The sequence below is a fragment of the Mesorhizobium sp. M0037 genome (assembly GCF_040323635.1).
Taxonomy (GTDB): domain Bacteria; phylum Pseudomonadota; class Alphaproteobacteria; order Rhizobiales; family Rhizobiaceae; genus Mesorhizobium.
The window spans coordinates 304,949-320,710 of record NZ_JAMYVB010000001.1; the positions used below are offsets into that span (position 1 = coordinate 304,949).

The following is a 15,762-nucleotide window of genomic DNA, read 5'->3' on the forward strand; positions in this document are numbered from 1 at the left end:
ACAGAGGGGGTCGGTACGTCCTGACACGACACCCTTTCGCTGGCAGAGAAGGCTGGCGCTTCATGCGCGGCGACCCCCTCTGGCCTGCCGGCCATCTCCCCCTCAAGGGGGGAGATCCCAAGGCATTTGGACTATCGTCACGATTGCGGCACTATAACAGTGCATAAACGCTGTGTAGGCTGGGGAGAATTGACCGTTTGAAGGAAGCGAAGATCCAGAAGCCGGAACGTCAGCAGCGCCTGTTCGGCCTGTCGACACCGCTGCGGGCCGCCGTCATCCCGCCGCTGTCGGCGGCGCGCTGGCTGTTGGTGCTGATCGTCGCCGCCGGCGTTTATTTCTTCCACGGGTTCCTGTTTCCCGTGCTGGCAGCCCTCGTCATTGCTTTTGCCAGCTGGCCGCTCTACCGCCGGCTGCTTGCCGGTGTCGGCGGTAACCGCACCGTCGCCGCGACGCTCGCCATCCTGTTCATCCTCGCCTTCCTGGTGGTGCCGATAGCGCTCGCCGGCACCTACGCCATCAACGAGGTCCGCGAATGGGTGGGCTGGGCGATCGAGACCAACAGGCACGGCGCGGTCACACCGCACTGGATCACCTCGCTGCCTGTCGTCGGCGAGTGGCTGAACGAACAGTGGATCGACAATTTCGGCCATCCCGGCGGCATCGGCGAGCTGATCCAGCTGGTCAGCGGCGCCAATATCGGCAGCATCTATCGCGGCGTGCTGGCTGCCGGCGGCAGCGCCTTCGGCCTGTTGCTGACGCTGCTGTTCATGATGATCGCGCTGTTCTTCGCCTACCGCGACGGCGAACACTTTGCCAGCCAGATCGACCGGCTCGGCGAACGCATCCTGCCGACGCGCTGGGAGCGGATTTCGCGCGTCGTGCCGGCGACCATTTCCTCGACCGTTACCGGAATGACCGTGATCGCCATCGGCGAGGGGCTGGTGCTGGGCATCGCCTACTGGCTGGCCGGGGTGCCCTCGCCGGTGACGCTCGGCGCGCTCACCGGCGTCATGGCGCTGATCCCCGGCGGCGCGCCGCTGTCGTTTACGCTTGTGTCGATCTACCTCGCCGCCAGCGGCTCGCCGATGGCGGGTCTGGCGCTGTTCATCTGGGGCGCGGTGGAGCTGTTCATCGTCGACAAGACCTTGCGCCCGAAGCTGGTCGGCGGACCGATCAAATTGCCCTTCCTGCCCACCTTTTTCGGCCTGATCGGCGGCGTCAAGACGATGGGCTTTCTCGGCCTGTTCATCGGCCCCGTGCTGATGGCGCTGCTGGTGGCGATATGGCGCGAATGGCTGCGCGAGGTGGAACTGGCCGAAGACACCGTTCCCGACGCGGCGGCCGAGCTCGAAGGCGGGCCGCCGCAGATCGAGATTGTCGCCGGCCCGGCGAAGAAAAGTCAGGCTGGGTAAGCGACGGCGAGCGTTGCCCGGCGCTTGCGCCCTTCATGCAACTGCCACAGGGAATGGGCAACCAGCGTGACGATCAGGATCACGCCGCCGATCAAGCTGTTGCGCGACGGCGTCTCGGCAAAGATCATCCATATCCAGACCGGCGCCAGAACCGTTTCCAGGAGATAGAACATCGCCACTTCCGGGCCTGAAATGTATTTCGGCCCGTTGGCTAGGCAGAAGAAGGCGAACGGCATGATGACGGCGCCGTTGAAAACGATCCACCATGGCGCCTCCACCTGAAAACCGGTCTTGGAGACCATGAGCGCCGCCAGCCCGAACGGCAGCAGGACGCCGGTCAGCGCGGTGAATCCCATATCCCTGCCGCTGGCGCGTGAAACGGTGATGGCGCAGGCAATCGCCAAGGCCGAACACAGCGCCATCACATCGCCGAACAGATTTCCCGTGCCGACGGAATCGCCGACGATGATCGCGATGCCGACGATCATCAGCGCCATTGCCGCAAGCGTCAGCGGCTTTGGTCGCTCCTTCAGGAACAGCCACGACAGCAGCGCCGAGAACATGGTGGAGAAGGCCAGGATGAAAACCAGATTGGCGGTCGAGGTGTTGTAGACGGCAGTGATGAAGGCGATTGCGCCGAGCCCGTAGAGGGTGGCGACGACGAGCCCCGACCAGCCGGGTATCAGCTGCGGAGCATTCTTGCTGAACGAGCGCCAGATGGCCCATACGATCAGCCCTGCCACGAAGGTGCAGCCGGTGCGCAGCAAAAGGATCGTCCAGGCTTCGCCATGGGCGAGCCGGATCAGGGGAATGTCGATGGTCAGCGCCAGCCCGCCAAGCGCGGTGAGCAGAAGTCCTTTGGTGTGGGCATTGTGAGAGGACATGCAACGGCTTTCGCAATGATTTGAGCAGATGCCGGTCGGCGCAATCGCCCCGCCAACGGGCGGAAAGACCAGCATCGTCTCGGCTGAAAATGTTTAGATCAGGATTTGGTAAGAAGAAAAATCAGCGCGTGACCGCTTCGTGGTCGTAGCGTTCCCAGCCCTTCGGGCCGAGATGCTCCTGCGGCATGAAGCGCATTTTATAGTTCATCTTGCGCGAGCCGTTGACCCAGTAGCCGAGATAGACATGGGGCAAGCCCATGGCCCGGGCGCGGGCGATATGGTCGAGGATCATGAAGGTGCCGAGCGAACGGTCCTCGAACTCGGGATTGAAGTAGGAATAGACCATCGACAGGCCATCGGCCATCTTGTCGGTCAGCGCCACGGCGATCAGCTCGCCCTGGCCCTTGCCGGTGATGAATGTGTCGGGGCCGCGGCGCCGGTATTCGATCACCTTGGTGTCGACATGGGTATCCTCGACCATCATGGCGTAGTCGAGCACCGTCATGTCGGACATGCCGCCGCGGCGATGGCGAGCGTCGAGATAGCCGCGAAACAGCGAATACTGCTCGGTCGACGGCTGCGCGTCGTGCATGGCGCCGATCAGATCGGAATTGCGCTGGATCACCCGCTTCATGTTGCGGCTGGCGGTGAACTCCTGCGCCAGGATACGCACCGAGACGCAGGCGCGGCAGGTCTCGCAGGCGGGACGGTAAGCGATGTTCTGCGAGCGCCGGAAACCGCCTTGCGTCAACAGATCGTTCATCTCCGGCGCCTTGTCGCCGACCAGATGCGTGAACACCTTGCGTTCGAACTGGCCCTCGAGATACGGGCACGGCGATGGCGCGGTCAGGAAGAACTGCGGCGACTGGGTCGGATGGTGCGTCATCGAACCTTGGGAACACTCCTGCGAATCGCTCTACCTTTGGCTTGGCTGGCGAAAAATTCAACAGGATTGTGAAGGCGGGGTTGAACGGACCCCTTCACATTTGCGCACAAATGCCTGTTGGCGTCGGTTGAACGCCGGTTCAACGGTCGCTGCGGCTGACGACGGTGCCAAGCAGCAGGTCGTGCAGTGTGCGCTTGCGATCGGAAAACAGCGTCACCAGGAGGACGAGCGGCGTCAGGATGACCGTGCTCGCCCAGAACAGCACCGAATGGACAACGGCGGTGAGGCCGTCGATACGGCTGCCGTCGAGACGATCGAGCCGAATGCCCATCATCTTCATGCCTGATGTGGCCTGGTTGCGACCGCCCAGCGTGTTCCAGATGTAGAGAATGGCGACCGCCGGCACGAGGATGGAATACAGCGCCCAGCCAAGACCGAATGTCAAAAGGCCAAGCACGGCCACCAGGATCGCGAACGGAATGGTGAGCAGCGCCACGATGCAATAGTCGATGATGAAGGCCAGGATGCGCCGCGTGCGCACACCGTCATAGGCCCTGACGTCGTCGAGCCTGCTGGTGATGATTTCGCCGTCAAGTACGCGCGCGTTCATGTCATGTCCTCGTAACAGGCGCCACGCTAGGGTGCGCCGCCACTGAAATGGTGAAGACCGCGGGCGGAATCAAGATCGGTTCGTCCATCGGTCCGGCTCGGCAGTGTGACGAGGTTGAGCCGATTGAATTTGGTGGACGGATGGCGTTAGCTTGCTGCGGCGCAACAAGACGCCGAGGGGACGGGGTTACATGGATTACGACATGCTGGTCATCGGCAGCGGCCCTTCCGGGCGCCGCGCCGCGGTGCAATCGGCCAAGCTCGGCAAATCGGTGCTGGTGGTCGACATGGGCCGGCGCCTCGGCGGCGTCTCGGTGCACACCGGCACCATCCCGTCGAAGACGCTGCGCGAGACGGTGCTGAACCTGTCCGGCTGGCGCGAGCGGGGCTTTTACGGCCGCGGCTACCGGGTCAAGCAGGACATCTCCATCGCCGACCTGGTCGAGCGGCTGCACAAGACGCTCGACCACGAGGTCGAGGTGCTGCAGCACCAGTTTATGCGCAACGCCGTCAAAAGCGTGCGCGCCATGGCGAAATTCGTCGGCCGAAACAAGGTCAGCCTGACGGCAGACAATGGCGACTACTCGGAGGTTGGTTTCACCAATGCCCTGATCGCGGTCGGCACCAGGCCGCACCGGCCGCGCGACGTGCCTTTCGACAAGATCCGTGTCTTCGACAGCGATGAGATGCTGGAACTCGACCATCTGCCGCGCACGCTGACGGTGATCGGCGCCGGCGTCATCGGCGTTGAATATGCGACGATCTTTTCGGCGCTCGACGTGCCGGTGACGCTGGTGGAGCCGCGCAACACCATCCTCGATTTCGTCGACCGCGAGATCGTCGACGACTTCATCCACCAGATGCGCGACCGCGGCATGACCATTCGCCTCGGCAGTACGGTCAAGGAAATCGTCTCAAAACCCGACTATGCCGAAGTGACGCTCGCCGATGGCCGCACCATCCGCTCCGAGATCGTGCTTTACGCCGCCGGCCGCAGCGGCAATCTCGGCAGCCTCGGCCTCGACGTGGTCGGCATCGAGGCCGATTCCCGGGGCCGCATCAAGGTCGATCCGCAGACCTTCCAGACCAGTGCGCCCAACATCTATGCCACCGGCGACGTCATCGGTTTCCCCAGCCTTGCCTCGACATCGATGGAGCAGGGCAGGGTGGCCGCCTGCCACGCCTTCGGCGTGCAACTGCCACCGCCGCCGGAAACCTTCCCCTATGGCATCTACGCCGTGCCGGAAATCTCCACCGTTGGTCAGTCGGAGGAGCAGGTGCGCGAGAGCGGCGCTGCTTATGAAGTCGGTCTGGCGCGGTTCCGCGAAACCTCGCGCGGCCACATCATGGGCGTCAACTCCGGCTTTCTGAAGCTGCTGTTCTCGGTCGAAACGCGCCGCCTGCTCGGCGCCCACATCGTCGGCGAAGGCGCCACCGAACTGATCCATATCGGCCAGGCGGTGATCAACCTCGGCGGCACGGTTGATTTCTTCGTCAACAACACCTTCAACTATCCGACGCTGGCCGAAGCCTACAAGATCGCCGGGCTCGATGCCTGGAACCGGATGGGACAGGGCTAGGCGACGAGCATCTGCTCAGCTGTTCCGCCGGGCGCCGATGCGGTCTACCAAGGTCTCCTAGCCTGCCTGGCGTGCGACCAATGCTGGTCCCGCCAACCATTGCCGGACGATGGCGGCATCCGGGTCGCCGATTTCGTGACCTGAAGGCACGATGCGCGCATCGACCTCGGCGCCATGTTTGTTGAGCAGCCTCACCAGTGGCGGCGCAAACGGCCCGTAGGTCTCGTCGGCGGCACCGGCGACAATCAGGACGCGCGTTCCGGTCAGATCGGTTGCCGGCGCATCGTCAAGCACGGGCATCGCTCTCAGCAGCACTGCTTTTCGGACTAGGTCAGAGTTGAGCAGCATCAGGCTGGAAACCAGATTGGCGCCGTTGGAATAGCCGACGAAAGTCGCCCGGGCGAGGTCGAGCCCGTGGCGCTTTGCGGCCTCGCTTGCGAAGGCGGCAAAGTACGATGTTTCGGCACGGATGCTCGCCTGTTCAAAACTGGTCGGCGTGATCCGCTCGAACCAGCGGAAGCCGTCTTCTTGGCGGATGCGGCCACGCACCGCGACCAGCGTGGCGTTGGGGGCGATCTGCCTCGCAATCGGCACCATCGTCGTTTCGTCGACACCCGATCCGTGCAGTAAAAACAGGCTCTCGCCGCCGGCATTCTCCGGCTTGAGGAGGCGGTAGGGAAACGCCAGATCCTGATGCAGAAAGGCGTTCTCGTCGCTATATCGATGCACGCTCATATCTCATTGATTTCACGGAGACATTGGTCCTTTGCCAGCTTCAAAACGGAATATTTTCACGCTCCGCGAAATGTGATTGCAACAGGCTCATTTCAGACCGTTTCTGCGCCGATATGCTCCCTGCGGGAGGAATCGAAGCGGTGTGCGCCGATGGTCGCATCCCGGCATGAACAACGCGAGCACCCTTGCTCTCCTTTGAGGCCTTTTGTCGATGACCCTGCCAGTTCCGCCCGATCGCGCCCCGCGTATCGCCGATCGCGCTCCGCGTATCCCCGATCGCGACACGCGCGTTGACGTGTTCCGTGCGCTCGCACTCCTGACCATCTATATCGACCACGTGCCGGGCACCGTCTTCGAAACGCTGACCTACAAGAATTTCGGATTCTCGGACGCGGCGGAAGCCTTCGTGCTGATTTCCGGCATGTCGGTCGCACTCGCCTATGGCAACAAGTTCCAGCCGGGCGGCCGGCTGCTGGCGATGTTGAAGATGTGGCGCCGGGCCGGCGTGCTTTACAGTGCCCACATCGTCACCACCATGGTTGTGATGGCGTTGTTCTGCGCCGCGGCGGTGTACGGCCGGCGGCCGGAACTGCTCAAGCTGATCAACATCGAGCCGCTGATGAAGAACGCGCCGGAGGTCATGATCGGCATTGTCACGCTCGGCCACCAGCTTGGCTACAACAACATTTTGCCGGTCTATGCGGCGCTGCTGTTGATGGCGCCGCTTTTCCTGCTCTTCGTCAGCTACCGGCCGCTCCCGGCGCTGGTCTTTTCCGGCGCGCTGTGGCTTGCCGCCGGCCTCTGGCAGATCGCGCCGCCGAACTATCCCGAGCCCGGCTTCTGGTTCCTCAACCCGCTGTCCTGGCAATTCCTGTTCAACATCGGCCTTGCCGGCATGCTGCATGTCAGGCGCGGCGGCACGTTCCCGGTGAACCGATGGCTGGTGGGCGCCGCGGCGACCTATGTCGCGGCAGCGGCGGTCTGGGTGCACAGCCCGCTCTGGGGCGAGATAACATGGTTTAACCTGCCCGTGGTGATCGGCGGCTTCGACAAGACGTTCCTGTCGCTGCCGCGGCTCCTGTACATACTGGCGGTGAGCTATCTGATCGTCGCCCTGCCGGCTTTCTCGAACCTGTTCCGTCTCAGCCCGGATCACCCGCTAGCGCTGCTCGGCAAGCGCTCCTTGCCGGTGTTCCTCGCCGGCACGCTGATCGCCATGGCGGCGCAGGTGATGAAGCTGATCAATCCGGGCGGCTTTGCCTATGACGCCTTGCTGATTTCGGCCGGCATCGCCATGCAATTCGCGCTCGCCTTCTATCTTGAGTGGCTGTCCGGCATCGGCTTGGGCAAAAAGCCGGTTCGCAAAGAAGCGCCAGCCGTTCACCAGACCTTCGGCATGCCCGCGATGCCAAGGCTAAGCCGATGATCCCACATCAGCCGCCTAGCTAGCAGGCGAGGGGCCGGACGACCCCCGCACCACAAGATCGACCGGCAGCAATTGCCGGTGCTGCGAGCCGTCATTTTCGAGGATCGCCTTGACGGCCAGCCGGCCCATCTCGGCGATCGGCTGGGCGACAGTGGTTAGTGGCGGCTCGGAGTCGGCGCCTTCCGGCACGCCGTCGAAGCCGACGATTGACACATCGCCCGGCACGGCAATGTTACGCTCGCGCAGCCAGTCGAGCGCATGCAGCGCGATCTTGTCCGACATGGCCAGGATTGCCGTCGGCGTCTGCGGCAGCGCGAAAATATGATCGAGGCCAGCCCGCACGCTCGCCTCGTCATTGAGGGTTTCGTAGATTGGCACTTGCGAGACGTCGATGCCGAAGCGGGAGAGCTCGCCGAAATAGCCACGCAGACGGTCGCGTGTGCCCGAGTAGAGGGATGTCGTCTCGACTTGCTCCTGCGTGACGGGACCAAAGCCAGCGTCGGCAGATTCCAGGGCGAGTACGGCAAAGCTGCGATGGCCGAACTCGGCCAGATGGCGCGCCGCCAGACCCGCGCCGGCGACGTTGTCGACGCCGATCGCAGCGACCGCCTCATTTTCCGAATCGAGATCAAGCGCCACGAAAGGCAGTTTGCGTTCGCGCGCCAGTTCGACCAGCCGCGACCCACCCTCGATGCAGAACACGATGAAGCCGTCGACTAGGGCGCTCTGGATGTTCCAGGCGAGCTGCTCGCTGTTGGCGGCCGAGACCAGCGAAATTCCGGCGCCGGTGGCGTCGCAGGCCTGCGAAATGCTGGCCATCATGACGCGGGCAAAGGGATCGTCGAAGAAATAGGACAATGGTTCTGCCGTTGCCACGCCGATGGCGTTGACCTTGCCGGCGCGCAGCAGCCGGCCCTTGGGATCCGGGCCGGCATAGCCCATCGCTTCCGCCGCCGCCTTGACCCGCTCGCGGACCTCTTCGCGCACGATCTCCGGGCGAGCGAACACGTTGGACGCGGTACCGTGCGAGACCCCGGCCGCCTTGGCGATGTCGGCAAGCCGCACTGGTCTCGTCTTGCCGGAGGTCAATGCCGTCATTTTCGTCTCCTGAACCGGAGCCTGTTTAGCACTTTCGTTGGATCGGTTCAAATTTTCCCTTGATCGGACGGCGGAGAGGGTCTATATTTGAATCGATCCAAGGGATTCATTAAGTACAACTTGGATCGATTCAAGAGGAGGGTGCCATGCATCCCGTGAATTATCTGTTCGAAGACATCTACGGCAATGATTGGGGCATAGTCTCCGACGCCGCCACCCGCAGGCGCCGCGACAAGGTCGGGCCGTGGAGGCGTGACCTGCAATACCTTGTGAAACGCAAGCGCAGCTGATCGGCCAGACATTTTCGTGCCAGCTGATTGGATCGATTCAAGTTCTTGAAGAGGAGAACGAACATGCATCCCGTGAAACATCTGTTCGAAGACATTTATCGCAATTACTGGGGTATCTCGCCTGCCACGGAGCAGCCGCAACGGCGGCGGCCGACCAAGCCTGCCAAGCGCAACCGCGACCTGCTGCCGGAAAACCGGCAGGATTAAGCCTCGTGTGATATCTGATGGGGCAGGGTTCTTGCCTCGTCAGGACCGTTGCCGCACGAGCGCCGAGGCCGCGATTACCAGCCAGCCCGCGATGAGCAAGGTGCCGCCGATCGGCGCCGACATCGGGAACAGCCGCGATCCCACGAAATCCCGTGCCAGCAGATCGCCGCAGAACAGAACAAGCCCGACGAGCAGCACCAGGCTGCCGATCCGCAAGATCCGGTTTGCGCCGGCGAGGCCGACGGCCAAAAACACCGGCGCATGCATGAGCAGGAAGGATGCGGCCGTGCCGACGAACGCGCCGCCGAGATGCGCTGAAGCCGCCGACAGCGCCACGCCCGCCGCGCCGGCAATGCCGCCGGCGAAAACGAGGATGCGCGCGCTGTTTGCTGGTGCTGACTCGGCGATGCTCATTTCTCGGGCTCCGTGATTGACGATAGGCGGCGCGACCTGTCTGTCAGGATTTTTCCGATATCGCCAGCATGTCGCGCGTGCGGCGCGCCTGGGCGAGCCAATTATACGCGGCACCGCCCGCCATCAGCACCGACGTGCCGAGAAACACCGCGCGCATGCCGAAATGGCCGCCGACGAAGCCGCCCAGCAGCGGCCCCGCAACCTGGCCGACATATTGCGCCGAGATTGCCAGGCCCAGCACATTGCCGCCGACCCCATCGGGAACATTGTGGCGGATGACGCTGGTGATGCAGGGCAACAGCCCGCCCAGCACCAGACCCATAAAGAACCGCAGCCCGACCAACTGCCAGCTCTCGGTGACGAAGGCCTGCGGTATCAACAGCAGCGCCGAGACGGCCAGCGATGCGACGATGACGTTCCAGTGGCCGATGCGGTCGGCGAGCTTACCCAGCCGTGACGCCGACAGGATGGCGCCGAGTGCGGCCGCCGACATGACGACACCTGAGACCAGGGTCACCCGGCTTGCGTCCGCGACCAGTTGCTGGACGTAAACGGTGATGATCGGCTCGATCGACATGTTGGCGAAGGTGAACAGCATGCCGGTTGCCAGCATCGCCACGACACGGCGTTTGTCGGGGATCTGCGCCCAACCGCCCTTTGGTTTCTCCTTGGGTTGTGCCTGCATTGGCGGGCGAGGCATCTCCTTGATCAGGAACGTCGTCGCCAGCGCCGCCAGGAAAATGACGCCGCCCGCGATGAGGAAGGTGGCGCGAATACCGATCAATGGCGGCAGCGCGCCGCCAAGCAACGGGCCGACCAGGGAGCCTGCGGTGATGCCGGCCGACAGCACGCCAAGCGCCCAGCCGGAGCGCTCCTTCGGCGTCTGCATGGCGACAAGTATGGTCGAGCCTGAGGAATAACCGCCGGCAAAGCCGATCAGCAGGCGCAAAAGCACCAATTGCCAGACGGTCTGCACCATGCCGGTCAGCGACATGCAGATCGCCATGCCGAAACTGGCGCGCACCAGCATCACCTTGCGGCCGTAGCGGTCGCCGAGCCGCCCCCACAGCGGTGCGACAAGGGCCGCGGCAAGGAAGGTGGCGCCGAAGGCGATGCCGGACCATTGCACGATCGCCGCGTGGCCCACGGCGCCCAGCTGTTCGACATAGAGCGGCAGGAACGGCAGCAACAGCGTCATCGCCACAAGCGTGCTGAACGATCCGGCAAAGCACACGAGCAGGTTGCGCCGCCAATGAATGTTGTAGGTGGAAGCCGCTTCGGCGGCCTGCGCTGCACTGTCCTGCGGCATGTCCTGTCCTGTCCGCTTGCTGCGGATACCATTTTGGGATACCAACTTGGTACCTCATGGACGCAAAGCCCGGCTGCTGTCAATCAGGCGCTCTCAATGTGATCGGCAAGACCAACGGGCAAGGCCGATCGCCAGCAATGGAAGCAACTATGTCGCAGATGCAGATCGTCGAAAAAGCGCTTCGCGAGATGATCCTTGGCCTCGAGATCGGTCCTGGCGAGCGGCTGACGGAGCGCTGGATCGAGAGCCGCTTCGGCGCCTCGCGCACGCCGGTCAGGGCAGCCTTGCTGCGGCTGGAGACGGAAGGGCTGATCTGCCGCGACGGGCGCGGTTGGACCGTGTCGCCGATCAACCTTGCCGAACTGGAACAGATCGCGGTGTACCGCGAAGCCGTCGAGGTCGCGGCGGTCAGGCTGACTTCGGCGCTGGCCGACAGGAGCGCAGCCGATGTCATCGAGGCGATGCTGGACTCCTGCGACACTGCCACGCCGCGCGAGGAATGGCACCGCGTCGGCATGGATTTCCATATCGAACTGGCGCGGCTCTCCGGCAACGAGTTCCTGTTCCGGGCCGTGCGCGATGCCATGACGCGCCTGTCGCGGGCGCGCTGGCTGGAGGTGCGCGACGAGGCGGCCCTTGGCCGCGCCTGGAGCGAGCATCACGCCATTCTGGCAGCGGTGCGGGCCGGCGATGCCGATGCGGCGGCGGCGCGACTTTCCGCCCATATCGCCGGCAGCCGCGCCCGCCTGGTGACGTCGTTGCACAATGACCGGCGCGGCCTGCGCGCCAGGGGTTTTGCCGTCGTCGCCGCTTGATACTGGTCACGAAAACGAAAGAACGCCGTCGCGATCCGCTTTCGGCCTCGCTTCGCGGACGCCGATGGCGTAAGAGGCGGCCATGGAAAACAACCGATTTGAAACACCCGTGACCGTTAAGTCGGGCACGGAGGGAAGCACTCAGCTCTTGCGTACGGTGCGCGAGGCTTCCGATTACCTGCTCAACAGCTGGCCCGGCAAGCGCAGCCCCAAGCACCGCGAAGCGCTGCAGGCCTGCCATGACGCGCTGGCCGGCGACAAGCCGGCGATGATAGCAAGACGCGCCTTCATCGCCGCCGCGCGCGAGGTCAACGTCTTCGTCAGCGACAAGGCCCCGGCCTGATCACATCGGCCTGATCAGACCGGCATTTTGCCAGGATCCGGCCCGTTTCGTGGGCCGGTGATCCTGTCTTGCCTATTTTTCTGTCTCGGTGTCGGTTTTCGAACTTGCCTCGTTCTCAGGCTCGGCGCGCTCCTTGGCCGCGACCTTGGCGGCGAGCTTCTCCGCCTTCTTGGCGGCCTTCTGCCGGTCGCGCTCTTTGCGTTCCTGACCGTAATTCGGTGGTCGAGCCATATCGTTTCCTTTCGCTGTGCCTGATCCTGCCTAGAAGCATTGGCCGGCAAACACAACAGCGCCGCGAGGGCAGATGCCAGCGGTTCTGGACTTGCGTGATGGCGAACACAATGGTTTAGAAAAGGCTGCGGGACAGTTGCTGGAGCCGCCGCCGACCGATTTCGAATCAAACGACCGATGGCCACGCTTCAAAGAAACGCACAGAAGCTGATCTACTATGCGCGCAACGCCATGCGCGACATCGCGCCGCCGGTTCTTTTCCGGCGCCGGCTCGGCCGGCTGCTCGATCAGGCCAGGCTTTCCGACGCATCGGTCCGCCAGCGGCTCAATTACTACAACACGCTGCGGGAGCCTTTTAGCCCCAGCCCCGAGGCCGTGCCGGTCAGCCGGCTGCCGTCGGACCGCAGCATGTACTATTACGATCTGAAGGAGTTCACCCGTTATTTCGACCCAGGTCTGCGCATCGACCTGGAATTCGGCGACGTCATCGAAGTGCCGAAGATGCCGTCGATCGTCAAGGACCGGCCGATAGCCGGCGACAACGGCAACGGCGTCCTATTCAAGCTGAACAAGTTCCGTCATTTCTACATGCCGGCCGACGATGTCGCCTTCGCCGACAAGCATCCGCTCGTCGTTTGGCGCGGCGAACTCAACAATCCGATCCGCACGCTGTTGCTGGACGCAGCCCGCAATCTGCCGTTCTGCGATGTCGGCACGCCGAGGGCGACAGCACCTGCGGAATACCGCAAGCCCTATCTCAGCATCGATCAGCAGCGCCGCTACCGCTACATCATCTCGCTCGAAGGCAATGATGTCGCGACCAATCTGAAATGGATCATGAGCTCGAACTCGCTCTGCCTGATGCCGCCGCCGACTTACGAGACCTGGTTCGCCGAGGGGCAGCTCGAGCCCGATGTCCATTATGTGCCGCTGGCGCCCGACTTCAGCGATCTGGCCGAGCGGGTGCATCATCTCGAGCAGCATCCGGCCGAGGCCCAGCGCATCGTTGCGGCGGCCAACGCCTATTGCCGCAAATTCGCCGACGAGCGGGCCGAGCAGGCGATCTGCCTGCTCGTGCTCTACAAATATTTCGTGCTCAGCGGCCAGATCGAGCCCGATCCGCAGGTCTGGCGGTTTATCGCGGGCTAGCGGCTTCCGGCGCCCTTAAGTCAGATGACGCTGCGGTCCATAACCAGATCGGCCGGGCCGAAGCGGTCCTTCGCCGTAAACTGCTGGTGCCAGTAGGGATAGAGCACCGGCGGCCGGCTGACGGCATCGAGACGCTGGCGTTCATCAAAGGACAGCGTCAGGCTTGCCGCGGCGAGATTTTCTTTCAACTGGGCCTCGTTGCGTGCGCCAATCACCAGCGAACTGACGGCCGGCCGGCCAAGCAGCCAGGCCAGCGCCACCTGGGCCGCCGAGACGCCGCGAGTGGCGCCGATGTCGACCAGCACGTCGACGATCCGCCACAGCCGGCCCTCGTCGCGGATCGGCGGTTCCGACCAGCCGCCGATCTGGCGCGCCGTCGGACTGTCGCGGCGGTATTTGCCCGACAGCAGGCCGCCGGCGAGCGGGCTCCACACCAGCACGCCAAGGCCCTGGTCGACCGAGATCGGCAAGAGCTCATACTCGGCCTCGCGTGCTTCCAGCGTGTAGTGGATCTGCTGGGTGACGAAACGCGGCTGGTGCTGGCTGTCGCTGATGCCGAGCGCCTTCATGACCTGCCAGCCGGAATAGTTGGAGCAGCCGACATAGCGGATCTTGCCCTGGGCAACCAGCGTGTCGAGCGCGGAGATGGTTTCCTCGAGCGGCGTCGCGCCGTCCCATTCGTGCAGGAAATAGATGTCGATGACATCGGTCCTGAGGCGCTTCAGGCTCTTCTCGCATTCGCGGATCAGATGATGGCGCGACAGGCCTTCGTCATTGGGGCCCTTGCCGATCCGCATGCGCGCTTTGGAGGCGATCAGCACGTCGTTCTTGCGCTTGCCGCCGAGCGCCTCGCCGATGATCTCTTCCGACAGACCGTTGGAATAGACATTGGCGGTGTCGATGAGATTGATGCCGGCATCGATGCAAGTGTCGATGATGCGCGAGGCCTCCGCGAGATCGGAATTGCCGACGGCAGCGAACGGCCCGCTGCCGCCGAAGGTCATGGTTCCCAAGGTCAGCGCCGAAACTTTCAAGCCGGAACGGCCAAGCGTGCGGTATTCCATGTCTGATCCTCGTAGTTTTGGTGGGGAGGCGGTTTTAGCAGGAAAGGGCGGGGAAGCCCGAACGGGTCCGCTATTTGTAGGACAATTTGAGCGGCTTGTCGCCATGCCAGGGCGCTGGATCGGCAATGCCTCGCTGCTTTGCAGTGAAGACCGGCTGGCCGGCGGCTTGCAATAAAACCGTCATTGCCGGCCTATATCAAGTCGGCTCAGGGTTTCATGTCAGCCGGCAAGCGGAGCAGTGGAAATGAATGAACTAAAGCAGAATTCTGCGGCCAGGGATTGGCTGGAAGCCGAACTCGCCGACACGCTCGACGAGGACTATGAGCTGGAAATCTCGGAGCCGGCGCTGTCGTTGGAGATCGCCAAGATCTACAAGAACGCGCATCCGCCGTCGATCGATCGCATGCAGTATTTCCGCGACCTGATCGGCTTGCAGTCGGAACTGATCAAGCTGCAGTCCTGGGTTGCCTACCACAAGAAGAAGCTGGTGGTGGTTTTCGAGGGCCGTGATTCCGCCGGCAAGGGCGGCGTCATCAAGCGAATCACCCAGCGCCTCAACCCGCGCATCTGCCGCGTCGTGGCGCTGCCGGCGCCGACCGAGCGCGAAAAGTCACAATGGTATTTCCAGCGCTACGTGCCGCATCTGCCGGCCGGCGGCGAGATCGTGCTGTTCGACCGCTCCTGGTACAACCGCTCCGGCGTCGAGCGGGTGATGGGCTTTGCCGAACCCGATCAGGTCGAAGAGTTCTTCCGCGATGTGCCGGAGTTCGAGCGCATGCTGGTCCGCTCCGGCGTCACGCTGGTCAAATACTGGTTCTCGATCACCGACGAGGAACAGCAGATGCGCTTCATGATGCGCATCCACGATCCGATGAAGCAGTGGAAGCTGTCGCCGATGGACCTGCAGTCGCGCGTGCGCTGGGAGCAGTACACCAAGGCCAAGGAAGAGACGTTTGCCCGCACCAACATCCCAGAGGCACCGTGGTACATCGTCGAAGGCAACGACAAGAAGCGGGCGCGGCTGAACTGCATCGATCACCTGCTCAAGCAACTGCCCTACGAGGAGGTGCCGCACGAAGAGATCACGCTGCCAGAGCGGGTGTTCAATCCGGAGTACGAGCGCCAGGTCCTGCCGCGCGAGCTTTACGTGCCGGAGAAGTATTGAGCACTTTTCCTTCTCCCCGTTTCATGGGGAGAAGGTGCCTGAAGGGCGGATGAGGGCAGCGCCGGCATCGACGAATTCACAGCCGTCGGACGCTGCTAACCTCCAAAAGCAGCGCTGCCCCTCATTGCCTGCCGGGCATTTCTCC

The 15,762-nt window shown here is 63.3% G+C and carries 18 protein-coding genes; 9 read left to right on the forward strand and 9 right to left on the reverse strand.

What is annotated here, in order from left to right:
- The first annotated feature begins 197 nt into the window (after window positions 1-197).
- Window positions 198-1,412, forward strand: a complete 1,215-nt coding sequence (locus NKJ78_RS01525) for an AI-2E family transporter (RefSeq protein WP_023727506.1) — start codon at window positions 198-200, stop codon at window positions 1,410-1,412.
- Here NKJ78_RS01525 and NKJ78_RS01530 read toward each other — a convergent pair.
- The 3 genes from NKJ78_RS01530 to NKJ78_RS01540 form a co-directional block, all read right to left on the reverse strand.
- Window positions 1,400-2,296 carry a DMT family transporter gene (locus tag NKJ78_RS01530; protein ID WP_352460105.1) on the reverse strand — a complete coding sequence of 299 codons (897 nt, stop codon included), beginning with the start codon at window positions 2,294-2,296 and terminating at the stop codon, window positions 1,400-1,402. The genes NKJ78_RS01525 and NKJ78_RS01530 overlap by 13 nt on opposite strands.
- Window positions 2,297-2,417: 121 nt before the next feature.
- The gene (locus NKJ78_RS01535) at window positions 2,418-3,182 is read right to left on the reverse strand and encodes an arginyltransferase (RefSeq protein WP_023682417.1); all 765 of its coding nucleotides are present in this window, start codon (window positions 3,180-3,182) and stop codon (window positions 2,418-2,420) included.
- A gap of 139 nt (window positions 3,183-3,321) precedes the next feature.
- Window positions 3,322-3,792 carry an RDD family protein gene (locus NKJ78_RS01540; protein WP_023673020.1) on the reverse strand — a complete coding sequence of 157 codons (471 nt, stop codon included), beginning with the start codon at window positions 3,790-3,792 and terminating at the stop codon, window positions 3,322-3,324.
- A 190-nt stretch (window positions 3,793-3,982) separates the two neighbouring features.
- On the opposite strand from NKJ78_RS01540, the gene sthA reads away from it, so the two are divergent.
- Window positions 3,983-5,371 (forward strand): Si-specific NAD(P)(+) transhydrogenase, encoded by a 1,389-nt coding sequence (gene sthA / locus NKJ78_RS01545; RefSeq protein ID WP_352460106.1) that lies wholly within the window; start codon window positions 3,983-3,985, stop codon window positions 5,369-5,371.
- Window positions 5,372-5,428: 57 nt separating this feature from the next.
- Here sthA and NKJ78_RS01550 read toward each other — a convergent pair whose 3' ends face one another.
- Window positions 5,429-6,100, reverse strand: a complete 672-nt coding sequence (locus NKJ78_RS01550; protein WP_352460107.1) for an alpha/beta hydrolase — start codon at window positions 6,098-6,100, stop codon at window positions 5,429-5,431.
- Between the two features lie 217 nt (window positions 6,101-6,317).
- Here NKJ78_RS01550 and NKJ78_RS01555 point away from each other — a divergent pair, with 217 nt between their 5' ends.
- Window positions 6,318-7,532, forward strand: coding sequence for an OpgC family protein (locus NKJ78_RS01555; RefSeq protein WP_352460108.1), 1,215 nt, complete (start codon window positions 6,318-6,320; stop codon window positions 7,530-7,532).
- Window positions 7,533-7,547: 15 nt separating this feature from the next.
- On the opposite strand, the gene NKJ78_RS01560 is transcribed toward NKJ78_RS01555, so the two are convergent.
- Window positions 7,548-8,630 carry a LacI family DNA-binding transcriptional regulator gene (locus tag NKJ78_RS01560; protein WP_023682412.1) on the reverse strand — a complete coding sequence of 361 codons (1,083 nt, stop codon included), beginning with the start codon at window positions 8,628-8,630 and terminating at the stop codon, window positions 7,548-7,550.
- 146 nt (window positions 8,631-8,776) lie between these two features.
- On the opposite strand from NKJ78_RS01560, the gene NKJ78_RS01565 reads away from it, so the two are divergent.
- Entirely contained in the window at window positions 8,777-8,920 is a 144-nt protein-coding gene (locus NKJ78_RS01565) for a hypothetical protein (RefSeq protein ID WP_023673015.1), read from the forward strand.
- Window positions 8,921-8,983: 63 nt separating this feature from the next.
- The gene (locus NKJ78_RS01570; RefSeq protein WP_023689522.1) at window positions 8,984-9,127 is read left to right on the forward strand and encodes a hypothetical protein; all 144 of its coding nucleotides are present in this window, start codon (window positions 8,984-8,986) and stop codon (window positions 9,125-9,127) included.
- A gap of 39 nt (window positions 9,128-9,166) precedes the next feature.
- Here the strand turns inward: NKJ78_RS01570 and NKJ78_RS01575 are convergent, their stop codons facing one another.
- Window positions 9,167-9,541, reverse strand: coding sequence for a DUF423 domain-containing protein (locus NKJ78_RS01575; protein WP_023673013.1), 375 nt, complete (start codon window positions 9,539-9,541; stop codon window positions 9,167-9,169).
- 43 nt (window positions 9,542-9,584) lie between these two features.
- On the reverse strand, window positions 9,585-10,850 hold the full coding sequence (locus NKJ78_RS01580) for a multidrug efflux MFS transporter (RefSeq protein WP_352460109.1): 1,266 nt from the start codon (window positions 10,848-10,850) through the stop codon (window positions 9,585-9,587).
- 149 nt (window positions 10,851-10,999) lie between these two features.
- On the opposite strand from NKJ78_RS01580, the gene NKJ78_RS01585 reads away from it, so the two are divergent.
- Both NKJ78_RS01585 and NKJ78_RS01590 read left to right on the forward strand, forming a co-directional pair.
- Window positions 11,000-11,665, forward strand: coding sequence for a GntR family transcriptional regulator (locus NKJ78_RS01585; RefSeq protein ID WP_023727510.1), 666 nt, complete (start codon window positions 11,000-11,002; stop codon window positions 11,663-11,665).
- A 109-nt stretch (window positions 11,666-11,774) separates the two neighbouring features.
- Window positions 11,775-12,008, forward strand: coding sequence for a DUF982 domain-containing protein (locus NKJ78_RS01590; protein ID WP_245259900.1), 234 nt, complete (start codon window positions 11,775-11,777; stop codon window positions 12,006-12,008).
- A 72-nt stretch (window positions 12,009-12,080) separates the two neighbouring features.
- On the opposite strand, the gene NKJ78_RS01595 is transcribed toward NKJ78_RS01590, so the two are convergent.
- Window positions 12,081-12,239 carry a hypothetical protein gene (locus NKJ78_RS01595; RefSeq protein WP_023673009.1) on the reverse strand — a complete coding sequence of 53 codons (159 nt, stop codon included), beginning with the start codon at window positions 12,237-12,239 and terminating at the stop codon, window positions 12,081-12,083.
- 177 nt (window positions 12,240-12,416) lie between these two features.
- Between NKJ78_RS01595 and NKJ78_RS01600 the strand changes: the two genes are divergently transcribed.
- Entirely contained in the window at window positions 12,417-13,388 is a 972-nt protein-coding gene (locus NKJ78_RS01600; protein WP_023742858.1) for a glycosyl transferase family 90, read from the forward strand.
- A gap of 20 nt (window positions 13,389-13,408) precedes the next feature.
- On the opposite strand, the gene NKJ78_RS01605 is transcribed toward NKJ78_RS01600, so the two are convergent.
- Window positions 13,409-14,452: an aldo/keto reductase gene (locus tag NKJ78_RS01605; RefSeq protein WP_352562330.1), complete on the reverse strand. Its 1,044-nt coding sequence runs from the start codon at window positions 14,450-14,452 to the stop codon at window positions 13,409-13,411.
- Window positions 14,453-14,696: 244 nt separating this feature from the next.
- Here NKJ78_RS01605 and ppk2 point away from each other — a divergent pair, with 244 nt between their 5' ends.
- Window positions 14,697-15,617 carry a polyphosphate kinase 2 gene (gene ppk2, locus NKJ78_RS01610; RefSeq protein ID WP_352460110.1) on the forward strand — a complete coding sequence of 307 codons (921 nt, stop codon included), beginning with the start codon at window positions 14,697-14,699 and terminating at the stop codon, window positions 15,615-15,617.
- Window positions 15,618-15,762 lie beyond the last annotated feature (145 nt).